Source organism: Pseudomonas sp. GW822-FHT02G04, from assembly GCF_058802085.1.
Genome location: NZ_JBXANU010000009.1, coordinates 47,348 through 73,290 on the forward strand (window position 1 = coordinate 47,348; position 25,943 = coordinate 73,290).

General features: G+C 58.4%; 30 protein-coding genes. 17 read left to right on the top strand and 13 right to left on the bottom strand.

Annotated features, from left to right (window positions below):
- Positions 1 to 9: 9 nt before the first annotated feature.
- The gene (locus tag AC1RO5_RS13980) at positions 10 to 417 is read right to left on the bottom strand and encodes a hypothetical protein (RefSeq protein ID WP_493175576.1); all 408 of its coding nucleotides are present in this window, start codon (positions 415 to 417) and stop codon (positions 10 to 12) included.
- 158 nt (positions 418 to 575) lie between these two features.
- Between AC1RO5_RS13980 and AC1RO5_RS13985 the strand changes: the two genes are divergently transcribed.
- The 5 genes from AC1RO5_RS13985 to AC1RO5_RS14005 all read left to right on the top strand — a co-directional run bounded on the left by AC1RO5_RS13985 (position 576) and on the right by AC1RO5_RS14005 (position 6,426).
- Positions 576 to 1,598, top strand: coding sequence for a helix-turn-helix transcriptional regulator (locus tag AC1RO5_RS13985; protein ID WP_493175831.1), 1,023 nt, complete (start codon positions 576 to 578; stop codon positions 1,596 to 1,598).
- Positions 1,599 to 1,738: 140 nt separating this feature from the next.
- Positions 1,739 to 3,574, top strand: a complete 1,836-nt coding sequence (locus tag AC1RO5_RS13990; RefSeq protein ID WP_493175577.1) for an amidohydrolase — start codon at positions 1,739 to 1,741, stop codon at positions 3,572 to 3,574.
- Between the two features lie 140 nt (positions 3,575 to 3,714).
- Complete coding sequence (locus AC1RO5_RS13995; RefSeq protein WP_493175579.1) at positions 3,715 to 5,127, top strand: purine-cytosine permease family protein; 1,413 nt, start codon at positions 3,715 to 3,717, stop codon at positions 5,125 to 5,127.
- Positions 5,128 to 5,295: 168 nt separating this feature from the next.
- Positions 5,296 to 5,949, top strand: a complete 654-nt coding sequence (locus AC1RO5_RS14000; RefSeq protein ID WP_007935451.1) for a peroxiredoxin — start codon at positions 5,296 to 5,298, stop codon at positions 5,947 to 5,949.
- Between the two features lie 24 nt (positions 5,950 to 5,973).
- Positions 5,974 to 6,426, top strand: a complete 453-nt coding sequence (locus AC1RO5_RS14005) for a GNAT family N-acetyltransferase (RefSeq protein ID WP_493175583.1) — start codon at positions 5,974 to 5,976, stop codon at positions 6,424 to 6,426.
- 250 nt (positions 6,427 to 6,676) lie between these two features.
- On the opposite strand, the gene AC1RO5_RS14010 is transcribed toward AC1RO5_RS14005, so the two are convergent.
- Positions 6,677 to 7,537 (bottom strand): CAP domain-containing protein, encoded by an 861-nt coding sequence (locus AC1RO5_RS14010; protein WP_493175585.1) that lies wholly within the window; start codon positions 7,535 to 7,537, stop codon positions 6,677 to 6,679.
- Positions 7,538 to 7,785: 248 nt separating this feature from the next.
- Between AC1RO5_RS14010 and AC1RO5_RS14015 the strand changes: the two genes are divergently transcribed.
- From AC1RO5_RS14015 to AC1RO5_RS14025, 3 genes are all read left to right on the top strand, one after another.
- Positions 7,786 to 8,598 (top strand): AraC family transcriptional regulator, encoded by an 813-nt coding sequence (locus AC1RO5_RS14015; RefSeq protein ID WP_493175587.1) that lies wholly within the window; start codon positions 7,786 to 7,788, stop codon positions 8,596 to 8,598.
- A 96-nt stretch (positions 8,599 to 8,694) separates the two neighbouring features.
- Entirely contained in the window at positions 8,695 to 9,069 is a 375-nt protein-coding gene (locus AC1RO5_RS14020) for a cupin domain-containing protein (protein WP_493175589.1), read from the top strand.
- A 171-nt stretch (positions 9,070 to 9,240) separates the two neighbouring features.
- A complete protein-coding gene (locus AC1RO5_RS14025) occupies positions 9,241 to 10,062 on the top strand; it encodes a MinD/ParA family ATP-binding protein (protein WP_493175592.1) in 822 nt (273 codons plus the stop codon).
- A 91-nt stretch (positions 10,063 to 10,153) separates the two neighbouring features.
- Here the strand turns inward: AC1RO5_RS14025 and AC1RO5_RS14030 are convergent, their stop codons facing one another.
- From AC1RO5_RS14030 to AC1RO5_RS14040, 3 genes are all read right to left on the bottom strand, one after another.
- Positions 10,154 to 10,735: an AidA/PixA family protein gene (locus AC1RO5_RS14030; protein WP_493175597.1), complete on the bottom strand. Its 582-nt coding sequence runs from the start codon at positions 10,733 to 10,735 to the stop codon at positions 10,154 to 10,156.
- Between the two features lie 281 nt (positions 10,736 to 11,016).
- Positions 11,017 to 11,502, bottom strand: a complete 486-nt coding sequence (locus tag AC1RO5_RS14035) for an adenosine-specific kinase (protein ID WP_007935436.1) — start codon at positions 11,500 to 11,502, stop codon at positions 11,017 to 11,019.
- A 45-nt stretch (positions 11,503 to 11,547) separates the two neighbouring features.
- The gene (locus AC1RO5_RS14040) at positions 11,548 to 12,051 is read right to left on the bottom strand and encodes an SLATT domain-containing protein (protein ID WP_493175603.1); all 504 of its coding nucleotides are present in this window, start codon (positions 12,049 to 12,051) and stop codon (positions 11,548 to 11,550) included.
- Positions 12,052 to 12,237: 186 nt separating this feature from the next.
- Between AC1RO5_RS14040 and AC1RO5_RS14045 the strand changes: the two genes are divergently transcribed.
- Positions 12,238 to 12,639 carry a DUF1801 domain-containing protein gene (locus tag AC1RO5_RS14045; RefSeq protein WP_493175605.1) on the top strand — a complete coding sequence of 134 codons (402 nt, stop codon included), beginning with the start codon at positions 12,238 to 12,240 and terminating at the stop codon, positions 12,637 to 12,639.
- 6 nt (positions 12,640 to 12,645) lie between these two features.
- Here the strand turns inward: AC1RO5_RS14045 and AC1RO5_RS14050 are convergent, their stop codons facing one another.
- The gene (locus AC1RO5_RS14050; protein ID WP_019649489.1) at positions 12,646 to 13,569 is read right to left on the bottom strand and encodes a LysR family transcriptional regulator; all 924 of its coding nucleotides are present in this window, start codon (positions 13,567 to 13,569) and stop codon (positions 12,646 to 12,648) included.
- Between the two features lie 137 nt (positions 13,570 to 13,706).
- Between AC1RO5_RS14050 and AC1RO5_RS14055 the strand changes: the two genes are divergently transcribed.
- Positions 13,707 to 14,762 (top strand): tartrate dehydrogenase, encoded by a 1,056-nt coding sequence (locus tag AC1RO5_RS14055; RefSeq protein ID WP_007935426.1) that lies wholly within the window; start codon positions 13,707 to 13,709, stop codon positions 14,760 to 14,762.
- A gap of 107 nt (positions 14,763 to 14,869) precedes the next feature.
- Positions 14,870 to 16,246 carry a dicarboxylate/amino acid:cation symporter gene (locus AC1RO5_RS14060; RefSeq protein WP_493175607.1) on the top strand — a complete coding sequence of 459 codons (1,377 nt, stop codon included), beginning with the start codon at positions 14,870 to 14,872 and terminating at the stop codon, positions 16,244 to 16,246.
- Between the two features lie 188 nt (positions 16,247 to 16,434).
- On the opposite strand, the gene AC1RO5_RS14065 is transcribed toward AC1RO5_RS14060, so the two are convergent.
- Positions 16,435 to 16,995: an acyl-CoA thioesterase gene (locus AC1RO5_RS14065; protein WP_493175610.1), complete on the bottom strand. Its 561-nt coding sequence runs from the start codon at positions 16,993 to 16,995 to the stop codon at positions 16,435 to 16,437.
- A 106-nt stretch (positions 16,996 to 17,101) separates the two neighbouring features.
- On the opposite strand from AC1RO5_RS14065, the gene AC1RO5_RS14070 reads away from it, so the two are divergent.
- The 3 genes from AC1RO5_RS14070 (at position 17,102) to AC1RO5_RS14080 (ending at position 19,010) form a co-directional block, all read left to right on the top strand.
- Positions 17,102 to 18,067 (top strand): GlxA family transcriptional regulator, encoded by a 966-nt coding sequence (locus AC1RO5_RS14070; RefSeq protein ID WP_493175612.1) that lies wholly within the window; start codon positions 17,102 to 17,104, stop codon positions 18,065 to 18,067.
- A 100-nt stretch (positions 18,068 to 18,167) separates the two neighbouring features.
- Complete coding sequence (locus AC1RO5_RS14075) at positions 18,168 to 18,557, top strand: c-type cytochrome (protein WP_493175614.1); 390 nt, start codon at positions 18,168 to 18,170, stop codon at positions 18,555 to 18,557.
- A 117-nt stretch (positions 18,558 to 18,674) separates the two neighbouring features.
- A complete protein-coding gene (locus AC1RO5_RS14080; RefSeq protein ID WP_007935421.1) occupies positions 18,675 to 19,010 on the top strand; it encodes a hypothetical protein in 336 nt (111 codons plus the stop codon).
- A 72-nt stretch (positions 19,011 to 19,082) separates the two neighbouring features.
- Here the strand turns inward: AC1RO5_RS14080 and AC1RO5_RS14085 are convergent, their stop codons facing one another.
- Positions 19,083 to 19,388: a hypothetical protein gene (locus AC1RO5_RS14085; protein ID WP_007935408.1), complete on the bottom strand. Its 306-nt coding sequence runs from the start codon at positions 19,386 to 19,388 to the stop codon at positions 19,083 to 19,085.
- A 241-nt stretch (positions 19,389 to 19,629) separates the two neighbouring features.
- Here AC1RO5_RS14085 and AC1RO5_RS14090 point away from each other — a divergent pair, with 241 nt between their 5' ends.
- Complete coding sequence (locus AC1RO5_RS14090; protein ID WP_493175616.1) at positions 19,630 to 19,791, top strand: hypothetical protein; 162 nt, start codon at positions 19,630 to 19,632, stop codon at positions 19,789 to 19,791.
- Between the two features lie 134 nt (positions 19,792 to 19,925).
- Complete coding sequence (locus AC1RO5_RS14095; RefSeq protein WP_493175618.1) at positions 19,926 to 20,858, top strand: Ppx/GppA phosphatase family protein; 933 nt, start codon at positions 19,926 to 19,928, stop codon at positions 20,856 to 20,858.
- Between the two features lie 155 nt (positions 20,859 to 21,013).
- On the opposite strand, the gene AC1RO5_RS14100 is transcribed toward AC1RO5_RS14095, so the two are convergent.
- From AC1RO5_RS14100 to AC1RO5_RS14115, 4 genes are all read right to left on the bottom strand, one after another.
- The gene (locus tag AC1RO5_RS14100; protein WP_007935404.1) at positions 21,014 to 21,415 is read right to left on the bottom strand and encodes a hypothetical protein; all 402 of its coding nucleotides are present in this window, start codon (positions 21,413 to 21,415) and stop codon (positions 21,014 to 21,016) included.
- Positions 21,416 to 21,558: 143 nt separating this feature from the next.
- Positions 21,559 to 22,038, bottom strand: coding sequence for a YbaK/prolyl-tRNA synthetase associated domain-containing protein (locus tag AC1RO5_RS14105; protein WP_493175620.1), 480 nt, complete (start codon positions 22,036 to 22,038; stop codon positions 21,559 to 21,561).
- Between the two features lie 10 nt (positions 22,039 to 22,048).
- Positions 22,049 to 22,813: a sulfite exporter TauE/SafE family protein gene (locus AC1RO5_RS14110; protein WP_493175622.1), complete on the bottom strand. Its 765-nt coding sequence runs from the start codon at positions 22,811 to 22,813 to the stop codon at positions 22,049 to 22,051.
- Between the two features lie 4 nt (positions 22,814 to 22,817).
- Positions 22,818 to 23,903 carry a TauD/TfdA family dioxygenase gene (locus tag AC1RO5_RS14115; protein WP_493175623.1) on the bottom strand — a complete coding sequence of 362 codons (1,086 nt, stop codon included), beginning with the start codon at positions 23,901 to 23,903 and terminating at the stop codon, positions 22,818 to 22,820.
- A 110-nt stretch (positions 23,904 to 24,013) separates the two neighbouring features.
- On the opposite strand from AC1RO5_RS14115, the gene AC1RO5_RS14120 reads away from it, so the two are divergent.
- Positions 24,014 to 24,952, top strand: coding sequence for a LysR family transcriptional regulator (locus tag AC1RO5_RS14120; protein WP_493175625.1), 939 nt, complete (start codon positions 24,014 to 24,016; stop codon positions 24,950 to 24,952).
- Between the two features lie 97 nt (positions 24,953 to 25,049).
- Here AC1RO5_RS14120 and AC1RO5_RS14125 read toward each other — a convergent pair whose 3' ends face one another.
- Entirely contained in the window at positions 25,050 to 25,610 is a 561-nt protein-coding gene (locus AC1RO5_RS14125) for a lipid-binding SYLF domain-containing protein (RefSeq protein WP_493175627.1), read from the bottom strand.
- Between the last annotated feature and the right edge of the window lie 333 nt (positions 25,611 to 25,943).

The following is a 25,943-nucleotide window of genomic DNA, read 5'->3' on the forward strand; positions in this document are numbered from 1 at the left end:
ATTTTGAAGCTAGGCGTCAGGTCGGTTCATTGCGCGCTCAATGGCCGTTATCACATGCGGCACGGCATAGCCCTTGTACCAATTATTCATGCCTTCAATGGCTTTCTTGGCGGGAGCGATATCTCGAGCCCCGACAAGCTCCGCGCAGGCCTGCGCCATGGCGACCAGAATACGAGCCGCTTCTGGTACATAAGGAAGGTCACTCCCGGCCTCATGACGCTCACGAATAATCTGATAGCGAATATTCTCAGGCAGTGTCCAGGCACTGATCAAGAACTCCTGAACGGAGTAATCGACGCCTTTGATGGCCACGGTCGCGGCGCGATGTTCTTCGCGGTAACCCGCCGCTTCGATCTGCTCACAACTGTCGATGACAGTGTTCATCATTTCTCGAATTTGTTGCCAATCCGTTTTCATTTGAACTCCTTTTCTATGGGCGATTCAGAGGCTGCCAAGCATACCCAGTTATCAATTCGGGGAAGGTCATATTTGGATAGTCGACTCGTGCTGGACGCCATTACCGCGCCTATGGCATGGTCGAAATGACAGGCCATGAAGCGAGTGAGATCAGCACGATGGAGGAGGGTGATGAGGTTGGCGCCAAGACGTCGATGGCAACGCTGAAAGCATTCAATCATTGCGTGTTGCACCTTGGTCGCCTTGCTCGGGATCGCGGTGCCTCCCGGTTCATCGCCGAAGGCCTGCAGGCATTCCGTGAACTGCTGCCCTTCGCTTCGGCCTGGTGGGGGGAGATGTCCGCATTGGGCATCGATGCTCCGCCCAGAAGCTGGATGCACGGGCGAATCAATCTGCCCGAGTCGTTTGCCGCCGAATGGCACAAGAGTGCGGGCAGCGACAGATTTTCCCATGACACCCTGAGCCGACCCGGTGAGGTCGTGCGCGACAGCGGGTTCACCGACCCCGATGTAGAAGTGGACGCGTTCGCCCGGCGCCACGCCCTCTACCACCTGATGTGCATCACTTTCGAGTTACCCGAAAGCGGCTTGATGTTCTTCGTCTGCCTTTACCGAGGCATTGAAGCTCCGGCGTTCAACGACAGTGAGGCGGAGCTGTTTTCGGCCTTCTGCGACCATCTGTTGCAGCTCTGGCGATTTCAGGTGCAGGACATGATCCGCTTCGATACGGGCAACGGGGCGTCTGACTTTGGCGTCGCGCGTATGGACGGCAGCCTGCTGTACGTGGGGGCCACGCTGTGCGCCGCGATTGAGCGTGAGTTGCCAGGGTGGGGCGGTTCAATGCTTCCCGCGCAGGTGATCGCGCAACTGCCAAAGGCACCCTGCGTGATGCGCCTGGGTCGCTGTGCACTGACACTGAGCCCTAACGCCGAGCACGTCATCCTGTCGCTCGAAGCGCAGTCGCGGGGGGCGGTGCTTGCGCCTCGCGAGCGGACGGCTGCGATGCTGTTCGCCGCCGGCCATTCCTACAAGGAGATTGCCAAAATCCTTGCCTTGAGTCCTGCGACGGTGCGCACCTACCTGCGCAACTGCTACCTGCAGCTCGGCGTGAAGAGCAAGGTGGAGCTGGGTTCTGTGCTGCGTTCGCCGACCTCGTTTGCGGATGCAACGCGCCGCGATTAGGTGCGGTCAAGTTGCCTCACCCTCCTCATTTGCAGAGGTCCATCCAACCGCTGCGCTCTATATCGTGTGCCCTGCATATCAGGGGCTTGCGGCAGTTCGTTCGGGCCACTTCCAGAACTATAAAAACAGAGGTGAGGCAGTTGAAACTTTCCCGGTTGTTTATGGCCGTTGCGACGACAACGGCATTTTCTTGCATGGCGCTGGTGGGGTGTCAGACACACGGTTCGACACCGGCTGACATGGTGATGCGCAACGGCTATGTCTACACCGTCGATGGCAAGAATTCCGTGCAGCAGGCGATTGCCGTCACGGGTGGGAAGATCGTTTACGTGGGCAGCGATGAAGGGGTTGCTGCGTACATCGGCACGCAGACACGGATGATCGATCTAGCGGGACGCATGTTGATGCCCGGCTTCGTTGATGCACACATGCACCCGGGGGACGGCGGTCGCGCAATGACCTTGTGCGACCTGAAATACCAGACGATGACCCGTAAGGTTTTCCAGCAAACCATTCAGGCGTGTCTGGATGCCGACAAGGACAAAGGCCCCGATGTCTGGCTTGAAGTGGGCAGTTGGGACCGCATGGGCATGACCGGGCTTGACGGCGATCCCGACAAATCAACGCTGGACGCGCTCAAGACCACTCGCCCGATCCAGGTCCGCTCCACCGATTTCCACACCGTGCTGACAAACTCCCGCGGCCTGGCGGTCGCTGGCATCAACAGGCACACGGCCAATCCGGGGGATGGCAAGTACGTGCGTGACAGCGCCGGCAACCCGACCGGGATCTGCGAAGACGGTGCCGCCGATGCCATGGCCGCCGTGGTGCCGCCAGCCACCGACGCCGAGAAGCTCAACCAGACCCGCGCAGCGCTCGATGCCATGCGCCGGCAAGGCATTACCAGTTTCTTCGATGCCTTGTCGGGGCCGGAAAATGGCAAAGCGTTCACCACCTTGCAGCAGTCGGGCGAGTTGACCGCACGGGCCTTGCTGGCAATCAAACTCGACCCTGCCGCCGCCGCGGCAGACCCGGCGAAAACCATTGCCGAGGCCAAGGCATTGGCCAACACCTATGATCAGGGCGAAGCCAAAGTCGCGCCGGGGGTGAGCATGCGTCACGTCAAATTGTTCATGGACGGCATCATCAACGCGCCAGCGGACACCGGGGCAATGTTGACCCCGTACTTGCGCAATACCGGCACCGATGCCGCGCCCAAGTGGACGCCCGGCAACAACGTCGGCGAGCTGTATTTCCCTGCGCAAGTACTTAATCCGCTGCTGCTGAAGGCTGTCCAGGCCGGCCTCGATCCGCACCTTCACGCCACCGGAGACCGGGCGGTGCGTGACTCGTTGAACGGTATCGAGTACGTGCGCCGGCAACTGCCGGGCAATGGTTTTCGTCCGACCATAACTCACGCCGAGTCGGTGGACCCTGCCGACTATGGGCGCTTCAAGGCGCTCGACGTGACTGCCAACATGTCCTTCCAGTGGGCCCAGCAGGCGCCGTCCACGGACGACGGCACCAGCGATCATCTGGGGGGCGATCGCTTTGCGCGCATGGAGCCATCGGGCAGCATCAGGCGTGCCGGTGGCCGGGTGGCGTATGGCAGCGACTGGCCCGTCGACCCGCTCGACGAATTCCTCGCACTGAAGATCGGGGTCACCCGCTCAGGCGATCCGCTGAACCCGCACAGCTATGGTCCAAAGTATGCAGGCAGGTTGAATGCCGACCCGGCGTTGTCGCGCACTGATGTGTTGAAAGCCATCACGATGAACGCTGCCGAGCAGTTACGTCTAGACTCGGTCGTTGGCTCGATAGAAGTGGGTAAGTTTGCTGACGTGATCGTTCTGGACAAGAACTTCATGCAGGTGCCCGAGGATGAACTGGCCCGCAATGACGTGCTGCTGACGGTGGTCGGCGGCAAGGTCGTATGGGCCAAGGCGCCGTTCGTTGGTTTTGAACAACAAAAATAAAGCACGTTTTTCGTAGGAGCCAGGCTTGCCGGCGAAGGCGCACTTAAGGACGCTTTCGCCGGCAAGCCTGGCTCCTACATGTTCGATTTGCCTTTAACTCACTGGCATTAGCGTCTACCCCATAAGAAGAGAACAAAAAAATGACCAAGATCAGCGATACCCAGCAGCGAAGTCCCCTGATCGAGACACGTTCGATCGATTACATTCCCGAGGCCGAGCGCCATGGCAGCCTCTACAGCCAGTTCACCCTGTGGCTCGGCGCCAATCTGCAGATCACAGCGATTGTGACGGGCGCGCTGGCCGTGGTGCTGGGTGGCGATGTGTTCTGGTCACTCATTGGTTTGCTGATCGGCCAGTTGCTCGGCGGTGCGGTGGTGGCGCTGCACGCTGCACAAGGACCGAAGCTCGGGCTGCCGCAGATGATCTCCAGTCGCGTGCAGTTCGGTGTCTATGGGGCGGCGATTCCGATTGTGCTGGTGTGCCTGATGTACCTCGGCTTCAGCGCCACCGGCGCGGTACTGTCGGGGCAGGCGATTGCTCAGTTGGCCCATGTCAGCGACAGCGCCGGCATCCTGATTTTCGCCTCCTGCATCGCGTTTCTGACTCTCTTCGGTTATCGGGTCATCCACCTGGTGGGCAGGGTGGCCAGCGTGCTGGGCATCATCGCCTTCGTCTATCTGTTTACCCGGCTGATGACGCTCAACGACATCGGCCTGTTGCTGGAAAACCGCCATTTCGGCTGGAGTACTTTCCTGCTGGCGGTGTCTCTTTCCGCATCCTGGCAGATCGCGTTCGGCCCTTATGTGGCTGACTACTCGCGCTACCTGCCGAGCAAGACCTCGTCCTGGAAGACGTTCACCGCCGTAGGCCTGGGGACGGTGCTGGGCGCCCAGGCTTCCATGGTGCTGGGAGTGTTCGCCGCTGCGTTGGCGGGCGCGAATTTTCGTGGGCATGAAGTCGCTACCATCGTCGGGTTGGGCAGTACCGGCGTGATGGCCTCCCTGCTGTACTTGAGCGTGGTGTTCGGCAAGGTCACGGTGTCGACCCTCAATGCTTATGGCAGCTTCATGTGCGTGGCCACCATTATCAGTGGCTTTCGTCGTGGCTTCGAAATATCCGCCGGCAAACGCATGCTGTTTGTGCTGGCGATTGTCGGCGCGTCCACCACGCTCGCGCTGCTGGGGCAGTACTCGTTCCTGAGTACGTTCAAGTACTTCATCCTCTTTCTGCTGACGTTCTTCACGCCGTGGAGCGCGATCAACCTGGTGGATTATTACTTCATCAACAAGGAGCGTTATGACATTCCCGCGTTGTCCGACCCGGCGGGGCGTTATGGCCGCTGGAATGTGTTGGGGGTCAGCGTGTATGTGCTCGGTGTGTTGGTCCAGCTGCCTTTTGTCGACACTCACTTCTACTCCGGACCAATGGTCGCGCAGCTCGGCGGTGTCGATATTTCCTGGATCGTCGGGCTGGTGGTGCCGGGCATGCTCTATTACTGGCTGGCCAGGACATCAGCGCTTGCGGTGTCGGTCGAGCGCAGTTCGCAGGCTTGAGTGCCCGGTCATCAAAGGAGGCAGGGCGGGCGCGCGGCTAACTACCGGGTCCTCAAGCGTCTCCTATACTGATCCGCGTTGACGGTTCAACACAGACACCGAATGCCGCCGGAACAGCAGCCAGCGTTCCGGCGACTTCCCTACGACTCAACAGTAAGGAGAACGAACATGGCAATCCGTATTGGCGACGAAGCACCGGACTTTACCGCTGAAAGCACCGAAGGCCCGCTGCATTTCCATGAGTGGATTGGTGACAAGTGGGCGATTCTGTTCTCGCATCCCAAGGACTTCACCCCGGTGTGCACCACTGAGCTCGGCTACATGGCGGGACTCAAGCCGGAGTTCGATAAGCGCAATACCAAAATCGTCGGGCTCAGCGTCGACCCTGTCAGCAATCATCAGACCTGGGCCAAAGACATCGAAGAAACCCAGGGACATGCGGTCAACTATCCCATGATCGGCGACGAGAACCTGGTGGTGGCGAAGCTCTACGACATGATTCATCCGAATGCCAGTGGTGGCGCGCGGACTGCCGTGGACAATGCCACGGTGCGTTCAGTGTTCCTCATCGGCCCGGACAAAAAGGTCAAGGCGATGCTGATCTACCCGATGAGTGCCGGGCGCAACTTCGATGAGGTGCTGCGTCTGCTCGATTCTCTGCAACTGAACGCCAAGCACACCGTTGCCACGCCGGTGAACTGGCGTCCGGGCGAGGACGTCATCATTCCCACTTCGGTCTCTGATGAGGACGCCAGGAAGAAATACCCGGATGGCTTCAAGACGCTGAAACCTTATTTGCGCACCGTGGCGCAGCCGAAGTAACCCATTTGTTCGGAGACCACCCACATGGCCGTCCAGGTCCTGCGCGTTGATGCAACCCACATCGACAAAGTCGCCAGTCTCTTCGACGCCTATCGAGGCTTTTACGGCCAGCCCTCGAACCTGATGCAGTCCCGCGATTTCATCGCAGAGCGCATCGCCAGGGATGAATCGGTGATTTTCTTCGCCGAGGACTCCACGGGCGAAGCGCTCGGCTTTGTCCAGTTGTACCCGACATTCTCCTCTATCGACGCCCACCGCACCTGGCTGCTCAACGACCTCTTCACCACACCTGCCGCCCGAGGCAGAGGGGTAGGGACGTTGCTGATGAACACCGCCCGAGCCTTCGCGCTGTTGACCGGCGCCAAGGGCATGGTGCTGGAAACGGCCACGGACAATCACCTCGCGCAACGGTTGTATGAGTCATTGGGCTATGTGCGCGATACGGGTTACTACACCTACTGTCTCGACTTGAAGTAGGCGCAAACTTGTGGAAGCGAGCCTGTGTGGCGAGGGGGCTTGTCGGAACGCCGCATCGCCCCGTTCGGCTGCGCAGCAGTCGTAAAACCATTGCATGCGGTGTACCTGATATACCGCGATTGCAGGTTTTGGGGCCGCTTCGCAACCCAACGGGGGCAAGCCCCCTCGCCACACAGGTCTGCGGTGTTCAAGCCCCTAACTGACTGACCCAAGCGCCAGCCATTTTCTATGCAAGGTTCGAAACCCTCACTCAAGGCGCCCCAAACAGCATCGTCCAATAAACCCCTTTGTTGCTGCGCGAATCGCTGGCATACGCCGCGCCGACCTGGGTAAACATCGGGTTCATCAGGTTGGCGCAATGCCCGGGGCTGGCCAGCCAGCCGGACATCGCCTGGCTGGGGGAGCCTTGCCCGGCGGCGATGTTCTCGCCGATCTGCCGGCCGCGGTAACCGGCGGCTCTGGCGCGATCCGCCGGCATGTCACCGTCGGGGTCCTGGTGGGCGAAATAGTTGCCGTAGGCCATTGCCTTGCTGTGCCCTTGAGCGGCGGTGCCCAGGGCGGCGTTCCAGGTTAATGGCCGCGCGGCGGCAAAGCGTTGGCGCCCACACATACGTGGCCTGGCCCGTGCCGCGTTGACCTGCGCGAGCAACGTCTTGCCCGCGGCGCGCGAATCGCCGATACGCCCGTCGAGCACCGGTTGCGCCAGCACCACCCGCCATTCGCTGCGGGCGCGAGTAACGCCGATGTCGGCGTATTGGGTATCGAGCAGCGCCCCACAGTAATCGCTCTGAAGCATGTCAAACGCCTCATCGGCATCTTGCGCGCCGACCAGGCGGATGGTCCGCACCGTCACGGCCTGATAGCCGTTAGCCTTCAACGCGTCCCGCAAACCACCGCCATCGCCGATCGGCAAGGACAGGTCCGATTTCAGCGACAACGGCCGCAATGGCTTGACCGTCCGCCCCGCGCAGCGGTCGGGATCGGCGCGATAGTCGTTGATGACTTCCACCAGTTGCCGTTCCCCGCTGGCATGGGCGGGGCTGGCGAACAGCGGAAACAAAGGCATCAGGCACAGCGAAATAAAGCGGCAGCAGCGGACGGTTGGGCGCATGAACAGACAGCTCTGATGAGTTGACGACGATAAGGGTGGGATAAAGATGAGCAATAACCGCACGAGCGCTTCGTTGGGCGAGCTTCTTTTACGGCACGGCTAAGACTGCGGGTCTCAAAACTGGTTCACGAGGGGAACAGACATATTTGGCGGCTACGCCGAGAGGGCTGATTCAGACGGGGCACGAGTCTGGGACAGCAGACGCTCGCACTGGTAACGTATTGACATCATCCAGGTGGTACAGGGACATGACTAAAACCAAGGGCGACAAGGATTGGGTCAAGCGCTCGGCTCAGCCGTTGAAGATAGAGCGCATCGAAGCCTTTTTTGGCGGCCATGGCTTTACGCCGCATCGCCACGATACTTACGCCATCGGGCGAACGCTGTCGGGTGTACAAAGTTTCCAGTACCGCAAATCCCAGCGTCACAGCCTGCCCGGGAAAACCATCGTCTTGCACCCGGACGAGGTGCACGACGGTGAGGCCGGTACCGAAGCGGGTTTTCATTACCGGATGATCTACATCGAACCGGCCTTGATTCAGCAGGTGCTGGGCGGCAAGCCGTTGCCATTTATCGAGGGTGGATTATCCAGCGACCCCAGGCTGTGTGCCGCGACCCAGGTGCTGCTGCAAAATCTCGACACTTGCATCGAGCCCCTGGAAGAAGACGATGCCATTTACGACCTCGCGCAGGCGCTGGATACGCTCTCGGGTCAGCGTGGGCGGCGCAAGTCGTTTGATTTTGCAGCAGCCGAGCGCGCGCGTGCGCTGATTCATGACTCGCTGGATCGAGTCATTACCCTGGATGAATTATCCCAGGCGAGTGGTCGCGACCGCTGGAGCCTGAGCCGTGACTTTCGGGCGCTGTACGGCACCAGCCCCTATCGGTACATGACTCAACGCCGGCTCGATCTGGCAAGAGCATTGATGTGCGGCGGCTACTCGATGGCAGAAGCGGCCGTATGCGCAGGGTTTTTCGATCAAAGCCACATGACGCGTCAATTCGTCCAGACCTACGGCGTCTCCCCCGGGCGGTGGCTGAAGAGGTTGGGCCTTGATTGAGCATGGTCCCGGCCAACTTGCACAATCATGCAATACGCAGCGTTAGGTCATCCCTAGAGTCAGGGCTCGATATCTAGTCCAATGAGGGTGACTTACATGAATTCCCAAGCCTGCAACTCGATTAACTTTGCCGAAAAATATGCCTTGTTCAGCGAGCAATGGGCGCCCAAGGTGATTGCCGAAATGAACGACTATCAGTTCAAGGTGGTGAAAATCGAAGGCGACTTTGTCTGGCATTCCCATGCCGATACCGATGAAGCCTTCATCGTCCTTGAAGGTGAACTTCGCATCGATCTTCGGGAGGGGGCCGTTGTGGTTGGGCAGGGAGAAATGTACGTCGTCCCCAAGGGCGTCGAACACAAGCCTTATGCTGAACGCGAGGTGAAGCTGTTGCTGATCGAGCCGCGAGGCGTGCTGAATACCGGCGATCAAGCCGGGGAAAGAACCGCAATGAATGATGTGTGGATTTAGACGTTTCAATGGTTTCTGCCGGCCTTTTCGTTGAAACGATTCGATGGAGGCCGGCAAAATGCCTCTCGTCGGGAGGCAAGGCAGCAATTGCGCGCTTTTCAGCTATTCTTCCGGCATCTGGAGGGTGCCATTACGTGCTGGCACACGATGCGCAGGGAAAGGAAAGACAAAATGGATGATGTGCATTGCGTGCAAGTTATTGCTGTGACCGGCGGCAAGGGCGGTGTGGGCAAGACCACGGTAGCGGTTAATCTCTCGTTGGCGTTGGCGAAAATGGGGCGGCGCGTCGTATTGCTGGATGCCGATCTCGGCCTGGCGAATATCGATATTCTGCTGGGGCTGACCCCGCGCTACACACTGGCCGATGTTCTCGAAGGGCGTTGCGAGCTGTCCGAAGCACTCATGCCAGGGCCTGGAGGCATTCGTGTCGCCCCGGCCTCTTCTGGTTTGCAGAACATGACTCATCTGGAGCCTGCCCAATACCGCGCGCTGATCCAGGCCTTTAGCGATATCAGTGACAAACTGGATGTGCTGATCATCGATACGGCCGCCGGTATCGGTGGCTCAGTGATCAATTTCATCCGCGCGTCTCAGGAAGTGCTGGTGGTGGTGTGCGATGAGCCCACCTCGATCAGCGGCGCCTACGGGCTGATCAAATTGCTCAACCTGAACTACGGTCTGCAGCGTTTTCGCGTGCTGGCCAACATGACGGGCAGTCCGGCGGAAGGTCGCAACCTGTTTGCCAAGCTGGAAAAGATTACCGATATGTTCCTGGATGTCTCGCTGCAATACGTCGGCGCGGTGCCGAACGACGAATGTGCACACAAGGCCGTGCAGAAGGGGCGCGCAGTGTTGGAAGCCTTCCCGCGCTCCAGGTGCGCTCAAGCTTTCCAGGCACTTGCTCACAACGTCGACACCTGGCCTTTGCCGACTCATCCGAGAGGGCATGTGGAGTTCTTCGTTGAGCAACTTGTGCAGAATTCCGGCCAGTAAACTTGTTGGGTTATAAATAGAAACCCCGGACGTTGGTCTCCGGGGTTTTTATGTTATCTCTACTCATTGGTTGAGCAGGGAGAAGACATGCTTAGATGATCTGGATGTACGGGTCCCATGAACAGTAACCAAGGACTTTGTTCTGGCTGTCTACAATCATGAAGGCCCAGGAATATCTGATGCTGCCTTGGACTTGGGCGTCGCCCTCCCAGTAGTAGTTTTCAACAGCCTGTTTGGTTGGCGTGCCTGGGTAGTTGTCAAAGTTAATAATCGGCAATGGCGATCCATAGACTGGAGAAGGTGCAGGCCCATCTTGATTTTGATGGCCAATATGTCCTTTGCCGTCGGTTTGAGAGTATTGATAGAGGACAACCGCATGGTCCAGTCCCTTGGACAGCGTTGTGGCGCGCCAGCGGATGGTATCGCCGAGGTTAACCTGAACGTTCAGCTCGCTGCCTCCCTGTGAATTGCCGATGACGCTATTGCGTGGGGCGATCATGTAGATGACGCTTTGGTCAAGCCTGCCAAAGCTGTTGGCAAAGCTGTAAAGCTGGCTGGGCTTGGTTGAGTCATTGCTGAGAGTAAATATATTGCCGTTAAAACTTTTGCCAACACTGTCAAGTATGGTGTCTGTATCAATTGCGACCAGTATATCCATTGTGTCGTTAGACATGTCCAGCTCCTTGTTGTTGCAGTAGAACCTTGGCGCTAAAGCCAGGTGCAGCATAAGTTCAGGTTATACGATTGCGGATTGCTGAAAATACCTTCACTGGATTTAGTGTCGTTGAGTGTGCCTCCCGCAGATCGTGAATGAACTCTAGATCTTAAAAGTGTTTAGTCAACTTTGCGGCTTGAGAAAATTTAAAAATGGAGACGAACGGTAGGTTGATGTAGTTATAGTACTGTCGGCTATTAGCGTGATCTTGATTTGATTGCATTTAACCCATCGGTCGATCACAACTTATAGCCAATCTGTCGCAACAGATTTTTGCGCCACAGGATGTCTTCGTCGCCTTCAATGCCATTGGCACAGAAGCCATCCACGACGCCCAGGATCGCGCGTCCCTGTTCCGTCTCGGCAAGAATCACTTCGGTTGGATTGGCTGTTGCACAAAAAATGCGGCACACCTCTGGCACCATTTTGACGGCGTTCAACACGTTCAGCGGATAGAAACCGTCGCCGAGGAAAATGATGAAGCTATGGCCGGCGGCAATGGCTTGCGCGTTTTTCTGCGCAAGCTCGATCATGGCGGCATTGGTGCCAGACCATCGCACCAGGCATTTGCCGGAGGCTTCGCAAAAAGCCACGCCAAACTGGATACCTGGCACGGCGTTTATCAACGCTTCGTGGAGGTCTTCGACGGATTTGATGAAGTGCGTCTGACCAAAAATGAAATTCGTCGCTTCCGGCTTGTCGATTTTCAACGTGATGAGTTGCATCTCAAACGCCTCCTGTCACGATGTCGCGGAGCATCGGGCCTCTATTCAAGCCGGGACGATCTCTTGCTCCTCTGGCTGTGTCTCCGGGTGGACGCGAACATCCCCCAGTTTCCTTATCGTTGACTTGGGCAGGGTCGGGGCATCCAGCAGAATCGAATCAATGCGCTTGCGGATGTCCAGAACGATCGGGCCCAGGATAGCCTCGTCCTTGCCGCTGGCGATTTCGTCCTGAATCTCGCGAGACATCGCACCGAGTTTCTCGGAGGTGTCTTTGTGCCCGGCGGCCCGGGTGTCAAAGTTCAGGAAGGTCTGCACTGAACTCAACACCAGGGTCAGTAGTGAAAGGATACCGGCTGCATATTGGAGCCATGGTGGCGATGAGTCACTGATTGAGCCAAAGACGCTGGCGCTGACTATCGCCGACAGCACCACGCAAGGGATGCCCAGTTTCCAGCTGAACTTCTCGAAATCCCGGGCACTGATTTCGTGCTCGATCTGCAACCGCACGATCATGCGATTCCATTTGGTCAGTAACTCGAGCCGGCTCATGATTGCAGTCCTTTGCAGGGGAATACAGATGAATATTAGCTCTTATTTGACCACCAGCCAGGGCGCCGGGATTCAGTCTGTGGGCGGTCGTCGTGCCTTAAGGCTGATTCAATCGATAGGCCGTCGCGCTCCAGTAAGCGATACTCAAGAGGCGGGCGACATTCATCATGAAGAGGGATAACCACCATGACCAAGGAGACGGCCGGTTCAAAGGACACTGAGGGGCAAGGCTCTGCTTCTGCGCTGATCGAGGCGAAAATCAAGGCGCTGGATGATTGGCGGGGCGAGACGCTCGCTCGGGTTCGAGCGCTCATCAAACAGGCCGACCCCGATGTTGTGGAGGAGTTGAAGTGGCGGGGCGTTCCGGTGTGGTCGCATGCCGGCATCATCTGCACCGGCGAGACGTACAAGAATGCGGTGAAGATGACGTTCGCCAAGGGCGCCTCGCTGGAAGACCCTTCAGGACTGTTCAACGCCAGCCTCGATGGCAATACCCGGCGTGCCATCGATATTCATGAGGGTGACCGGATTGATGAAACGGCCTTGAAGGCGCTGATTCGCGCCGCCGTGGCGTTCAACATGTCGTAACGCTGTTCAGTCGAGCACAGATTCCGGTTCATCCAGGTGATCGATGTGCTTGAAGCGCTCGACCAGAAAATCGATCAGGCTGCGCACTCGTGCCGACAGGTGCAACTGTTGCGGGTAGATGGCATAGACATCGGCGCGGGTCGGCGTCTGGTCCTCCAGCACCAGGCGCAAGCGGCCACTGCGCACGTAGCGGGCGATGTCCCATTCGGCCCGCAGCAGAATCCCATGACCTTCCAGCGCCCAATTGAGGGCCACTTCACCGTCGTTGCAGCCTAGCGCGCCACGCACTTTGACGTTTTGCGTGCGCCCACCGTTGGTAAAGCTCCATACGCCGTAGGGCGTTTCGTTTTGCCGCAGGAAGATGCAGTTGTGTTGCTGCAAATCCGCCAGGCGTTGCGGCACGCCATGCTTTTCCAGGTACAGCGGCGAGGCGCAGAGCAGACGGCGATTGGACGCAATCTTGCGCGCATGAAAGGCCGCGTCCGGCAGCGTGCCAAAACGAATGCCCAGGTCAAACCCGTGAGTCGCCAGGTCGAGCGGGTGATCGCTGATTTCCAGCTGTATTTCCACCTCCGGGTATTGCGCGAAGAACGCGCCCAACGCAGGGCCGATGTAGCGACGACCGAAACCCAAAGACGCGTTGACGCGAATCAGGCCTTTCGGGGTTGCCCGGCTGCTGCTGATCAACTGCTCGACCTCATCGATCTGCGTCAGGATGCGGGCCGCATGGGAAAAATACAGTTCACCTTCCGAAGTGAGGCTCATCGAGCGCGTGGTGCGGTTGACCAGGCGGATGCCCAACCGTGCTTCCAGCGCGGTCAGGCGTTTGCTCACCGCCGGCGGGGTCACGCCCAGCTCTCGAGCCGTCGCCGCGAGGCTGCCTTTGTTGGCCAGCAGGTAGAAAAATGACAAATCCAGGGTCTGGCTCATTGGTAACTCAAATTCATCTATGTAGTGATTTGGAGTAACTCACGCTCATTTACTCACTACATATACTCCGCTCACACCCTGATTGAACACCCCCGTTCGACAGGTACAACAACAACGTAACGAGAGTGGAGTTGATGATGAGCGCATACAAAATTGCTGCGGTTCCAGGTGATGGCATCGGCGTGGAAGTGATCGCTGCGGGCGTCGAGGTGCTGCAAGCCTTGTCGAAAAAGTCCGGCTTCGAACTGGCCTTCAAACACTTCGACTGGAACTCGGATAACTACCTGAAAAACGGCTACTACATCCCGGAAGGTGGCCTGGAAGAACTGAAAACCTTCGATGCGATTTTCTTCGGCGCGGTCGGTGCGCTCAACGTGCCGGATCACATTTCCCTGTGGGGCCTGCGTCTGCCGATCTGCCAGGGCTTCGACCAGTACGCCAACGTGCGTCCGGCCCGCGTACTGCCAGGGGTAAAAAGCCCGCTGCACAACGGGGATCAGATCGACTGGGTGGTGGTGCGGGAAAACTCCGAGGGCGAATACTCCGGCAACGGCGGTCGCGTTCACCGGGGCCTGCCGGAGGAAGTCGCCACCGAAGTGTCGGTGTTCACCCGTGCCGGGGTCGAGCGTATTCACCGTTTTGCTTTCGAACTGGCGCGCAGCCGTCCGCGCAAGCACCTGACCATGGTCACCAAATCCAACGCTCAGCGTCACGGCATGGTGTTGTGGGACGAGATCTTCTACGAAGTCGCCAAGGACTTTCCGGATGTGAAGATCGACAAGGAACTGGTCGACGCCGTAACCACGCGCATGGTGCTCAAACCGTCGACGCTGGACGTAATCGTCGCCACCAACCTGCACGCCGACATCCTGTCCGATCTGGCCGCCGCGTTGTCCGGCAGCCTGGGCATTGCGCCGACCGCCAACCTCAACCCGTCACGCAAATTCCCCTCGATGTTCGAACCGATCCACGGCTCGGCCTTCGACATCACCGGCAAAGGTGTGGCCAACCCGATCGCCACATTCTGGACCGCGGCAATGATGCTCGAACACCTGGGCGAAGCGGCCGCGGCGAAACAGCTGATGTCGGCCATCGAAGCCGTGACCGAAAGCGGTCTGCATACCCCGGATCTGGGCGGCACGGCCACCACCCGGCAGATCACCGATGCAGTCATTGCGTTGATCAACCGCTGATATTTTCCCCCGATTCAAGGTAGTACTGCGGCACAACGCCAAGGGGCAGATCGCTGAATCCGGTCCCTTGGCATTTCCTGACAACAATAAAAAATCAGGGCCCTGTCATGAAAAGAATATTTGGCAAACTCTACGTACAAGTGCTTATCGCGGTCATTCTCGGCGCCATTGTCGGGGTGTTCATTCCCGAGACCGGAGCCGCGCTCAAACCCTTGGGTGACGCGTTCATCAAACTGATCAAAATGCTCCTTGCCCCGGTGATTTTCCTCACGGTGGTGACGGGCATTGCTCGCATGGAGAACATGAAAGAGTTGGGGCGTGTCGGCTTCCGGGCTCTGCTCTATTTCGAAGTGGTGTCCACACTGGCGCTGGTGGTCGGCCTGGTCGTGGTCGATGTGTTCAAACCCGGCGCGGGCATGAACATCGATGTCGCCTCGCTGGATACTTCCAGCCTGGCGACCTACACCACGGCAGTGAAGCATGCGTCGTTCATGGACTTCGTGATGAACATCATCCCCGACACCATCGTGGATGCTTTCGCCAAGGGCAACGTCCTGCAAATCTTGCTGTTCTCCATTCTGCTGGGCGTGGCCCTGGCGCATGTCGGGCCGCGCGCAAAAGTGTTCGTCGACACGCTGGATAGCCTGATGCAAGGGATGTTTCGCATCGTCAACATGGTCATGCGTCTGGCCCCCATCGGCGCGTTCGGGGCGATTGCCTTTACCATCGGCAAGTACGGCTTCGGTTCGCTGTTCTCCCTCGGCAAATTGATGGCGTGCGTGTACCTGACCTGCGCGTTGTTCGTGATCTTCGTGCTCGGGCCGATCTGCCGCTACAGCGGTTTCAGCCTGTGGAAGTTTTTGAAATTCATCAAAGAAGAACTGTTCACCGTATTGGGCACCAGCTCTTCGGAGTCGGTGCTGCCGCAGATGATTTCCAAGATGGAAAAGGCCGGCGTTTCCAAACCCGTCGCCGGGATGATCATTCCCTCGGGCTTGACCTTCAACCCGGACGGCCAGGCGATCTACTACACCATCGCCGCGATCTTCATCGCCCAGGCGACCAACACGCCGCTGACCCTCATGGACCAGTTGATCGTGCTGGCGGTGCTGATGTTCACCTCCAAAGGCTCGGCGGGGGTGACGGGTTCGGGGTTCATCATCCTGGCGGCGACGTTGTCTTCCCTTGGCACCATTCCGGTGGCGGGCATGGTGCTGTTGCTGGGCGTCGACCGGTTCATGTCGGAAGCACGCGCGATTACCAACACCATTGGCAACGGCGTCGGCACCATGGCCATTGCCAAATGGGTCGGCGCGCTGGACACGGTAAAGATGAACAAGGCGCTGAACGGGGAGGGCGCGGAGGAAAAGCCCGAGGTGGTTCAGGCGGACGTTATTGCGATTGCTGCATCGACGCCAGCCAGCGCGATGGCCTCATCACGAGCAGGCTCGCTCCCACAAGGGGCATATCTCGAGTCCAAGTAGCCGGGGCCATGCAGCTCAAAAAGTGTGTGCGGGCTTGTGTGGCGAGGGAGCTTGCTCCCGTTGGGTCGCGCAGCGACCCCGGCATTTCAAAGTTGAACCGCATGCAAAGGGTTTACGACTGCTTCGCAGCCGAGCGGGAGCAAGCTCCCTCGCCACACAAGCCCGCTCCTACAAGGGATTTCGCTTGATCAGAGGGGCGGTTGGGCAACCAGGCCTTCTTCCCCTCGCAGCTGACGGCTCATGTCGTCGCAGCTTTGCGACCAGGCCGTCAGCCACATCGACATCTCGGGTGACTGTTCGGCCAATCCCAGTTCGCGGACGAACTCGACCGGTGCAACCGTGCCTTTGGCCGCGCGGAACAGCCCCCGCATGATAACGACGCCAATCACCCGTCCTTTGCTCACGAAGCGATGTTCCATAAAGCTCCACTTATCGTCCCAGCCGAGTATGCGGGTATGAATCTCGAACGATTCGAACAGCTTCAGCTCACGCCGAAACTTGCCCCAGGTATCGCCAACGATCGGCACGGCCTTGTTGCGCAAGGCCACTCGAAAGGCGCCGCTGCGCAGTACGAAATCCATGCGGCCTATATCGGCCAGGGTGAAATAGCGGCCATTGGTGACGTGCCGGTTGAGGTCGAGGTCGAGCGGCCAGACGCGCATACGGATGACGGTGGTGGCCAGGCCGTCCACCGGTTTGCGCCACGGGCGACGGAACAGCATGAGGATAAGTCGGAACCAGAGATTCATAAGTACGCCGAGGATTGAATGACCGGTGAACTTTAGGGGGCGGAAATCGGATAAGGTAGGTGCACAAATGACTTTTTTCATGCGAAATGCGCAATCTGGATCATTCATGCACGTCACCCTGCTACTGGCTGATCAATGTTCCGCCGCCAGCGCCACCCTGGCGCTGGAGGTGCTCAGTGCCGCCAACCTGTTCGCCGACACCGCCAGCGCGCCGTTTGAAGTGGTTGCCGCCTCCCTGGATGGCGCCGATGTCGCCGCATGGGGAGGGCAGGTGCTGCGCGTGGACCGATCCATCGTCGACATTTCCCGAACCGATCTGGTGCTGATCCCGGGGTTTCTCTTCACCCTGAAGGACGCCTTGCCGGCATTTCCCGGTTATGGACCGTGGCTGCGTCAACAGCACGCCCAGAGTGCCGTCGTGGCTTCCATGTGTACGGGGGCGTTCATGCTCGCCGAAGCGGGCATGCTGAACGGCATTCGTGCCACCACGCACTGGGCCTTCGCCGATCTTTTTCGTCGTCGGTACTCAGAGGCTTGTCTGGAGGAGGCGCAGATACTCTGTGAAGACAATCGTGTGATCACCAGCGGTGGCGCGACGGCCGCCATGGATCTGTTGCTGCATCTGATCCGCCGCTTCGCGTCACTGGAGCTGGCGCAGAAGTGCGGCAAATACTTGCTGGCCGACAACGTACGCAGCGAGCAATCAGTCTACGTCATGTGGTCGATGCCGAAGAACCATGGGGATGGCGAAATCCTGCGGGTTCAAGCGTGGCTGGAAGATCACTTCCATCAGCCGCTGCTGATCGATGACATGGCCGAGCGATTCGGATTCGGCGTCAGGAACTTCAAACGGCGTTTCAAGGAAGCCACCGGTTATACGCCGCTGACCTACCTGCAAACGCTGCGTCTGGAGAAGGCAAAGCAACTGCTCGAGTCCACGCGAATGACCCTGGACAGCATCACCTACAAAGTGGGCTACGAGGACAGCAACTCATTTCGCAGGCTTTTCCAGCAACGAGTGGGCCTGTTACCGGCGGCTTACCGGAAGAAGTTTCAAGCGAGTGTGGGTTGATTGACACGTCTGGTCCAGATCAGTGTTTCGACGTAGCAGCCAGTCATGATGAAATAGCCGCCCGCTTTTGCTGTCAGCAACACCTGATTTGGAGCCGAACATGAAAAACGCCGCCGTACTCACCTTCGCCTTGATGCTCAATACGGGGTTATTCAGCACGCAAGCAGCAGCGGCCGGCGATGCTGAGGCGGGTGAGAAACTGTTCAAGCGAATCTGCGGCGGCTGCCATCAAGTAGGGAGTTCGGCGCGAGGTTTTTTTGGTCCGCAACTCAATGCGATTTTCGGGCGCCCCGCGGGCAGCACGACGGACTACCAGTACTCAGACGCGATGAAATCATCAGGCGTCGTCTGGACCCGCGAAACACTCACCGCCTACATTCAGGCACCGAAGGAAGTGGTCCCCGGCACCCGCATGATTTTCTGGGGCCTCAGCGATCCGGAAAAGATCGAAAACCTGTTGGCCTATCTGCAGACGTTTCAGCCGCAATGATCGGTGCCTCATCGATCCGTTTTTTTCAGTGTTGCGTGATATCAATGAGCCACTTCATCCGTTAGAGTATGCGCCGCCCGAGAGATGGATCCCGGGCATTTCTAATGGAGTGACACAGTGAATTACCTCAGCAAAGTGGTTGCCGTAGCCCTGTTTGGCCTGGTTCTGGCGGGTTGCACCGGCACCCCGATGAAGACCCAGCAATACGACAGCAGCCAGTACACCGTTGTCGGCCACAGTGAAGCGACTGCCACTGGCCTGCTGCTGTTCGGCGTCATCCCGATCCAGCAGAACAACCGTTTCATCCGCGCTCAGAACGCGGCGATCCAGGCCAAGGGCGGCGACGCCATGATCAACACCCAAGTGCAGGAAAACTGGTTCTGGGCCTGGGTCCTGACCGGTTACACCACCAAAATCTCCGGTGATGTGGTCAAGCTGAAAACCGTTCAGTAAGCGTCAGTACTTCGCCTTTGTGGCGAGCGAGCAAGCTCCCTCGCCACAGGTTTCTCACTCATTGATCGAGCCTCACGCCCACGCTTTTCCGAGTTCCTCCAGACCGGCGTTTTGCAGGTCCTGCGGGTTCATGACCACACGGAATTTGCAGTTGGCCTGGAAGTTGAGGAAGAAGGGTTCCGCATATCCGGGGATTTCGGAGGGATCCACGATATCGATCAGAAAAATCCCATTTCGCATGCCATCTTGCTCAGTGAAATAAGTCGCCTCGGGCTTAATGGTGTCCAGGATACGGTTCATGATTTCGCCGATCTTCCCCGACCGGACAAACGCGTTGAACGGCTCATGGGGAAACTCGACCATCAGTAGCATTTTCATCATTCGATACTCTGTTAGAAGTGGCGCACTCCTTACCCGGATCCTTACTCCTGGTTCTGATGCCGCAAGCCGTGCCCGCGGTGTGTGTGGTTAAGAATAGCGAAGGGTGAGAGGCCGTCGGGGCGGGGTTACGGACGGTCGTTGTTGATGATTCAGAGGCGAGGCGAAAGGGCAGGCAGGCACTTTATTGGAGGTGCCAAAAGGCGCTGATCGAAGCCGACCTGCGTCCGCCGGAAAAGGCTTGGCCAAGCTGCTGCCCAAATCAACAGGCAAAAAAAAGCTGCCGAAGGGGCAGCAAAAAAAACAGCACGTAGCGAATAGCCTGAGTATTGCTGTCGGAAGGTTACAGAACGATGACGGTTTCTTTGTGCATCGAAGAAAGCTCCTCAAGAAAGCTCCTTAAGACAGCTCGACCACCAGTCTATTCAGAGGGTGTCATCTTCGTGTCATCGACCTGATGGCAAGATCCTCGCAAACCGTCTTGAGCGCTCAGCGGAACTCCGTCTGCGGGCTGATGAATTTGCCAGGAATCCCCCTATGAAAGACGCCTCCCTGTTTGCGGCCATTGACCTGGGGTCCAATGCGTTTCGCATGATGATTGGCCAGTCGGTCAGGCGTAATCAGGGGTTCGTTATCCAGGAAGTGAAAACCCTGCGTGAGCCTGTCCGTTTGGCGGAGGGGTTTCAGGGCGGGGCGCTGGACGAGTTGGCGCTGGATCGGGGATGGCAAGCACTCGCGCGGTTTGGCAAAAAACTGCGCGGCTTTGAGGCGGGTCGCGTGCGGGCAGTGGCGACCAGTGCCGTGCGCGAAGCCGACAATGCGCAATTATTTTTGGCCAGCGCGGAGCAGCACCTGGGTTTTCGTATCGACGTCATCTCCGGGCATGAAGAGGCCCGACTGGTGTACGCCGGTGTTGCCCATACGATACCCAATACAGAGAGTATGCGACTGGTCGTGGATATCGGCGGCGGCTCCACTGAATTGATTCTGGGGCAGGGCACGCAGCCCCTGTTGACCGAGAGCATTGCCATTGGCAGCGGCACCCTTGGCGCGCGTTATTTTCAGGGGGGCTGTATCACGGCCCAAGCACTCCTGGAGGCTGAGCGAATGGCCACTCTACAGTTTGAAAAAGTTACCCGTCGTTATCGTGCAATGGGTTGGCAGCAGACTATCGGCTCTTCAGGCACCGCACGGATGCTGGCCAAAGTGCTCAAGGCCAATGGCTTGAATGACGACGGTCAAAGCGGTATCACCTACGGCGGTCTGCTGCGCTTGTCATTGCGTCTGCTGGAGGTGGGGCATGTTAAACAACTCAAATTGGCGGGCTTGCCACCCCATCGCCTGAGTATCTTGCCCGGTGGTCTGGTGCTCATGCTGGCGGCGTTCAAGGTATTCGGCATCTCGCACATGAGTCCTTCCGAGCCGGGCTTAAGGTTGGGCGTTCTTCACGGCCTGATGTCCAGGCACTGAATGACGCTGCTGCAATAGAAAGCTGTGCTATTCGGATCAAACAGGGTGTGAGGACGTGATGGCTGGGCTAATTCAGTCAGGCAAAAAAAGCGCATGAAAAAACCCGGCTGATGAGGCCGGGTTCTTTGGTCGAGTGTTGCGCTAAAGCCACTCATTCATGCAGCGCGGTTTTCGATCAGACGATCCGAGCCACCTTCAGCAACGCGGTTTTCGATCAGACGATCCGAACCACCTTCAGCAACGCGATTCTCGATCAGGCGATCGGAGCCACCTTCAGCAACGCGGTTTTCGATCAGACGATCCGAACCACCTTCAGCAACGCGGTTCTCGATCAGGCGATCGGAGCCACCTTCGGCGACGCGATTCTCGATCAGACGATCCGAGCCACCTTCAGCAACGCGATTCTCGATCAGACGATCCGAACCGCCTTCAGCCACACGGCTTTCAATCAATCGATCCGAGCCGCCTTCAGCGACGACCGGGTGAGCAGGGGAAGCAGCGAAAGCGTTTACTGCAAAAACCGAGAAAGCGATGCTGAGAAGGGTTTGGCGTTTCATGATGGTGTGCTCCGGGGTGTTATTGGTTGGGTATGGAGCGGATGTTACGCCGAGGATTTTTTATGAGAACTTCATTGACGTGATGGTGACTATCGACGCCAGCAATGGTTGAAACCGCATCCCCCCACGCAGTAGCGATGTGCTCAGGCCTGGCTGATATCCAGCAATCGAGGCTTGGCAATCGCCAGATAATCCTGCGTATCGAGCACCATCGACGCATCCAGCCGACCGGCGTTGAAGGCGATTTCGCTATAGCCTGTGGTCAGGGCCGGATCGACGATCAATTGAATCCGCTCATCGAAGACGAAAGGAGGGATGGCACCGATCCGGCACCCGGTTAGTTCCATAGCGGTTTCAGCCTTCACCAGTTCGGCTTTTTTCCCACCCAGAGCCGCTCCAACCTTCTTCATGTCGAGCTTCTGGTCCCCCGGCAATATCACCAGGGCATAGGGTTCGGCCTGCCCCTTGAGCGAGCAGAGCATGGCCTTCGCGCCTTGGCCGGGCTCGGTGCCACGGATCTCGGCGACCCGCGCCGACTGGCCCTCGGCATCGTGCATCAATACCCGGTAGGAGGCTGCGCGGGCATCGAGTAGCGCCACCAGGCGATCGAACATGGGATACATGTAGGTTTCCTCAGGTATACATGAACAGGTCGTAGGACAGTTTGCTGATCAGGATCACCAGCAACACCAGGAACAGCGCCCGGACAAAGGGCACGCCTTTATGAACCGCCAGCCAGGTGCCGGTCAGCGCGCCGAGGATGTTGAATGCCGCCATGGGGATGGCGATCAGGTAGAGCACGTTACCGGTCGGAATGAAGAACATCAGCGCCGCTACGTTGGTCGCGATGTTCACCAGCTTGGCCGACGCCGAGGCATGCAGGAAGTCGAAGGCGAAGCAGCGGATAAACAGGAAGATCAGGAAGCTGCCAGTGCCGGGACCGAAAAGTCCGTCGTAGAAGCCGATGGCACCGCCGATGACGATCGCCAGCAGTTTTTCCTTGGTGCCGATGTGCATGGGTTTGTGCAGGGCGCCGAAGTCCTTTTTCCAGAAGGTGTAGATCGCCATCAGCACGATCAACACCAGTACCGCTGGCCGGATCACCGACTGGGGAACGAACGACACCGTGGCCGCACCGAAGAAGGACATGACAAACGCCGCACAGGCGGCGGGGATCACCAGACTCCAGTTGATCACCACCTTGCGCACGAAGGACCGGGCCGCGAATGCGGTGCCGCAGGCTGCCGCAACCTTGTTGGTACCCAGCAGCGCCGCCGGTTGTGCCGTGGGCAGCACGTTGAACAGCGCGGGTATCTGGATCAGTCCGCCGCCGCCCACCGCCGCATCGATCAGGCCGGCGGAGAAGGCGAACACGCAAAGGATGACAATATCGATCATGAAATCAGGCTCTGCCGATGAAGGGTTGGTGAGGGGCCACCGGCACCACGCGTGCCGGGTCGTTGACTCCAAAGACGCGCAGCATCCAGCGGTCGCGGCCGTCGTAGCGGGGGGTAAAACCGTCCCGGGCATGCAGGGTTTGCTGGTTCTTGAAGATCAGCATGTCCCCCGGTTGCAGCAGTATGTGGCGCACGACATCGGGATGATTGGCGGCAGCGGTGAACAGTTGCAGGGCAAACTGCGCGTCGACGCAGGTCGCTTCGACACTTGCCTTGTTGTAGCGGCAATACAGGCCACCGGTTGCGCTTCTGTACAGCAGAGGAACGTTTTCCAGCACATTCCCCTGTTTGCCGAAGGAGGCTGGTCGGCGAACGGCGAAGTGCGGTCGTGACAATTCTTCTTCGACGCCGGCCGGCAGCATGGCCAGTACGTCCTCAATGGCGACGATGCGCGTCGGCACGTCGAGCTCGCAGCGCAGGCCGGTCAGGGTCAGATACTCCGGGCAGGCCGACAGCTGCGAGACGGGTTCGCAAGTCAAGGGCAGGTGAGGGTTGTCGACATGCATGTCCAGGTCAGTGCGTGAGCCATAGGAGCTCTTTTCGCTCTCTCGATTGTGCTTGGGCGATACGTGGCGGAACACCGTGTCGTCGCTTTCACCCTCGTACGCCAGCGGATGGGTTTGCAGGGTTTGCAGCACGGACAAGATAGCCCCGGCCAGAACCGACAGGTGTTCGATACCCGGCTCCATGTCGTAGGGCGTGGCGGGCAGTTGCGGGCCCAGCGGCAGCCCCCTGACGATCATCGCCACCTCTCGGGCCTGAGGAAAGTTGCGCAACTGCTGGATTTTCTCAGCGCACAGTACACGCTCCAGCAACTCCCCCAAGGCCGGCATGTGGCGGATACCCGAGGCGCTGTCGGTCACGGTCAGCGATGCCAGGCCGGCTTGAAGTGTGCGCTGTTCTTCGAGCGACACATGAATTTGCAGTATCTCCTGTCGGGTTGAAGTCGCTGATTTTTCCCGTAGCCATTCACGAACTTCTTCACCGATACCAGCCTCGGATTTCCCGACGATTTCATCCAGCTTCGACACGTCCTTCTGCTCCTGTTGCCTACATCCTTGTGGGTTGAACGGGAAGGTTAACGGAAGGGCCTTTTTTGTGTTGCAATGCCACGTTGTGAAAAGTGCAATGAGGTGGGTGAGTGGCATTGAATATGTTGGGGGAACTTGAGGCCTTCGCAACGGTGGCTCGCAAGCGAAGCTTCATCGCGGCAGCACGTACTCTGGGGCGCTCTCCCAGCGCGCTGACCCGCGCGGTTCAGGCCTTGGAGGAAAGTGTCGGGGGCAAGTTGTTCAATCGCTCCTCCAATGCCGTGAGCTTGACCGAGGCGGGTGAGCGCTTGTTGCCGCACGCCTACAAAATGCTGGATCTGCAACGTGAGGCGGATGAAGACCTGGCAGGAATCAGCGGCCAGGCCTGCGGCTGGGTTCGCTTTTCCGCCCCCGAGCTTCTCGGGCATGGCGTATTGCCCCGGTTGATCGCGCAGTACGGCGAGCGTTATCCAGATGTGAACGTCGATGTGATTTTCACCGATGAAACCATCGACCCGGCCAAGAGCAAACTGGACTTCTCGATTCGTGGCGGGTATCCGCAATCCAGTGATCTGATTGGCTATGCGCTCTGGAGTTATTCACGTTACCTGTACGCCAGCCCCGGGTACCTGGAGCGGCGCGGGGTGCCCGACTCCATTGAGGCGCTGGAGGCGCACTCGCTGATCCTGCACACGGCGCCGCGGATTCTCAAGGAGTGGAATTTTCGCAGTGAGGCGCAGGCCATCAGCTTTCGGGCTGATCCCAAGTTTCGCTTCAACTCCGGTTCGGCGGCTTTCCAGGCGGCCCTGGCGGGCCTCGGCATCGCCCGTCTGGCGGACTGGCTGGCGGAGCCCGAAGTGGAAGCGGGGCGCCTGCTGCGGGTGTGTCCCGAGTACAAACTCACCTCCAGCAGCGGTGAGAGCCCGCAGATGCACGCGGTGTACCCGGCCGGGAATCTGCCGCTGCGGGTGAAGTCGTTGCTGGAGATGATCCGTGGCTTTGGTGAAGGCCTTGATCGAAAGCATGCAGTAGCGCTCCAGGGTGGCTGATGCATCACCAATCGCGGGCACAAAAAACGGGCGCCCCTCAGGTGCCCGTCTTCATTTCACTCCACCGCTTGCGCGCGTAAGCGCCAAACGACCGGTTCTAACGCTTGATCAGGGAAATCTTGGTGCCTTCGATGCTGACCCCAGCCATTAACCCTTGCTGGTCGAAAATGAACGCGTAGGCATCGCCCTTCAGCGTCGTACTGGACAGATTTTTCGCTACCCCCGCATCTACCAATACAACAGTGGGGCCTACGCCGATTTCCCAACCCTTGGTTTTACGTACATAGTCCACGGCTTTGTCGGTCATCAGGAATACCGCATAGGCATACGACTGTGCGCCTGCCTGTAGCCCCCAGGACCCGGTTACGGAGTTGTAATAATTCTCTACTTTCTTGCTCTTCAACAATACGCCTTCACCGTAGCTGCCGCCGAACACAAGGCCTGCCTTGACGATATTCGGAAAGACAAGAATCGCTTTGGCATTGTGCGAAATTGATTCGGCCAACGGTGTGGACTTGTAAAGAGTTTGCAACGCTTGTTGAGAGTCGGCATTCAGATCCTCAGCAGTTGCCGCACCTGCGGTGTTCAGGAAACTTGCCGATACCAGTGAAGCTGTCGCAAGGACGATCGATAAGAAGAACCGCATTGACTGAGTCATGTCAGGTACTCCAATACGGGAGCATTGGATGTCAGCAGCAGCCAGCACTTGCCCCGGCAGAATCCGGGCCTGCTGAAATTATCCGGCGCACCCTACAGTGGTGTGAGCTACTGGCTTCGCCCTTGAATGAAGCAGGCCAGCGGCCTGTGATCAGTGGCGATGCCATCACTTGTTTCGACCTCTGCGTGTTGGCCGGGTTCGAAAAAAACAAAACGGGCGCCTGACGAGGCGCTGATATCATTCAAGTGCTGACAAACCGAGTACACACCTTGCCAGCAAGGTGAAATGATTTGAATCCAATGCGCACCTTGTAGAGAATCGCCCTCTTTGCCT

Excerpts from the sequence above, each read along its gene's own strand:
- AC1RO5_RS14055 (WP_007935426.1), top strand. The coding sequence starts at position 13,707 with ATGAGCGCATACAAAATTGCTGCGGTTCCAGGTGATGGCATCGGCGTG.
- AC1RO5_RS14095 (WP_493175618.1), top strand. The coding sequence starts at position 19,926 with ATGAAAGACGCCTCCCTGTTTGCGGCCATTGACCTGGGGTCCAATGCG.
- AC1RO5_RS14015 (WP_493175587.1), top strand. The coding sequence starts at position 7,786 with ATGACTAAAACCAAGGGCGACAAGGATTGGGTCAAGCGCTCGGCTCAG.
- AC1RO5_RS14005 (WP_493175583.1), top strand. The coding sequence starts at position 5,974 with ATGGCCGTCCAGGTCCTGCGCGTTGATGCAACCCACATCGACAAAGTC.
- AC1RO5_RS14030 (WP_493175597.1), bottom strand. The coding sequence starts at position 10,735 with ATGTCTAACGACACAATGGATATACTGGTCGCAATTGATACAGACACC.
- AC1RO5_RS14020 (WP_493175589.1), top strand. The coding sequence starts at position 8,695 with ATGAATTCCCAAGCCTGCAACTCGATTAACTTTGCCGAAAAATATGCC.
- AC1RO5_RS14050 (WP_019649489.1), bottom strand. The coding sequence starts at position 13,569 with ATGAGCCAGACCCTGGATTTGTCATTTTTCTACCTGCTGGCCAACAAA.
- AC1RO5_RS14065 (WP_493175610.1), bottom strand. The coding sequence starts at position 16,995 with ATGAATCTCTGGTTCCGACTTATCCTCATGCTGTTCCGTCGCCCGTGG.
- AC1RO5_RS13995 (WP_493175579.1), top strand. The coding sequence starts at position 3,715 with ATGACCAAGATCAGCGATACCCAGCAGCGAAGTCCCCTGATCGAGACA.
- AC1RO5_RS14070 (WP_493175612.1), top strand. The coding sequence starts at position 17,102 with ATGCACGTCACCCTGCTACTGGCTGATCAATGTTCCGCCGCCAGCGCC.
- AC1RO5_RS14105 (WP_493175620.1), bottom strand. The coding sequence starts at position 22,038 with ATGTATCCCATGTTCGATCGCCTGGTGGCGCTACTCGATGCCCGCGCA.
- AC1RO5_RS14110 (WP_493175622.1), bottom strand. The coding sequence starts at position 22,813 with ATGATCGATATTGTCATCCTTTGCGTGTTCGCCTTCTCCGCCGGCCTG.
- AC1RO5_RS14040 (WP_493175603.1), bottom strand. The coding sequence starts at position 12,051 with ATGAGCCGGCTCGAGTTACTGACCAAATGGAATCGCATGATCGTGCGG.
- AC1RO5_RS14125 (WP_493175627.1), bottom strand. The coding sequence starts at position 25,610 with ATGACTCAGTCAATGCGGTTCTTCTTATCGATCGTCCTTGCGACAGCT.
- AC1RO5_RS14010 (WP_493175585.1), bottom strand. The coding sequence starts at position 7,537 with ATGCGCCCAACCGTCCGCTGCTGCCGCTTTATTTCGCTGTGCCTGATG.
- AC1RO5_RS14060 (WP_493175607.1), top strand. The coding sequence starts at position 14,870 with ATGAAAAGAATATTTGGCAAACTCTACGTACAAGTGCTTATCGCGGTC.
- AC1RO5_RS14045 (WP_493175605.1), top strand. The coding sequence starts at position 12,238 with ATGACCAAGGAGACGGCCGGTTCAAAGGACACTGAGGGGCAAGGCTCT.
- AC1RO5_RS14100 (WP_007935404.1), bottom strand. The coding sequence starts at position 21,415 with ATGAAACGCCAAACCCTTCTCAGCATCGCTTTCTCGGTTTTTGCAGTA.
- AC1RO5_RS14035 (WP_007935436.1), bottom strand. The coding sequence starts at position 11,502 with ATGCAACTCATCACGTTGAAAATCGACAAGCCGGAAGCGACGAATTTC.
- AC1RO5_RS14085 (WP_007935408.1), bottom strand. The coding sequence starts at position 19,388 with ATGAAAATGCTACTGATGGTCGAGTTTCCCCATGAGCCGTTCAACGCG.
- AC1RO5_RS14025 (WP_493175592.1), top strand. The coding sequence starts at position 9,241 with ATGGATGATGTGCATTGCGTGCAAGTTATTGCTGTGACCGGCGGCAAG.
- AC1RO5_RS13980 (WP_493175576.1), bottom strand. The coding sequence starts at position 417 with ATGAAAACGGATTGGCAACAAATTCGAGAAATGATGAACACTGTCATC.
- AC1RO5_RS14075 (WP_493175614.1), top strand. The coding sequence starts at position 18,168 with ATGAAAAACGCCGCCGTACTCACCTTCGCCTTGATGCTCAATACGGGG.
- AC1RO5_RS14000 (WP_007935451.1), top strand. The coding sequence starts at position 5,296 with ATGGCAATCCGTATTGGCGACGAAGCACCGGACTTTACCGCTGAAAGC.
- AC1RO5_RS13985 (WP_493175831.1), top strand. The coding sequence starts at position 576 with ATGGAGGAGGGTGATGAGGTTGGCGCCAAGACGTCGATGGCAACGCTG.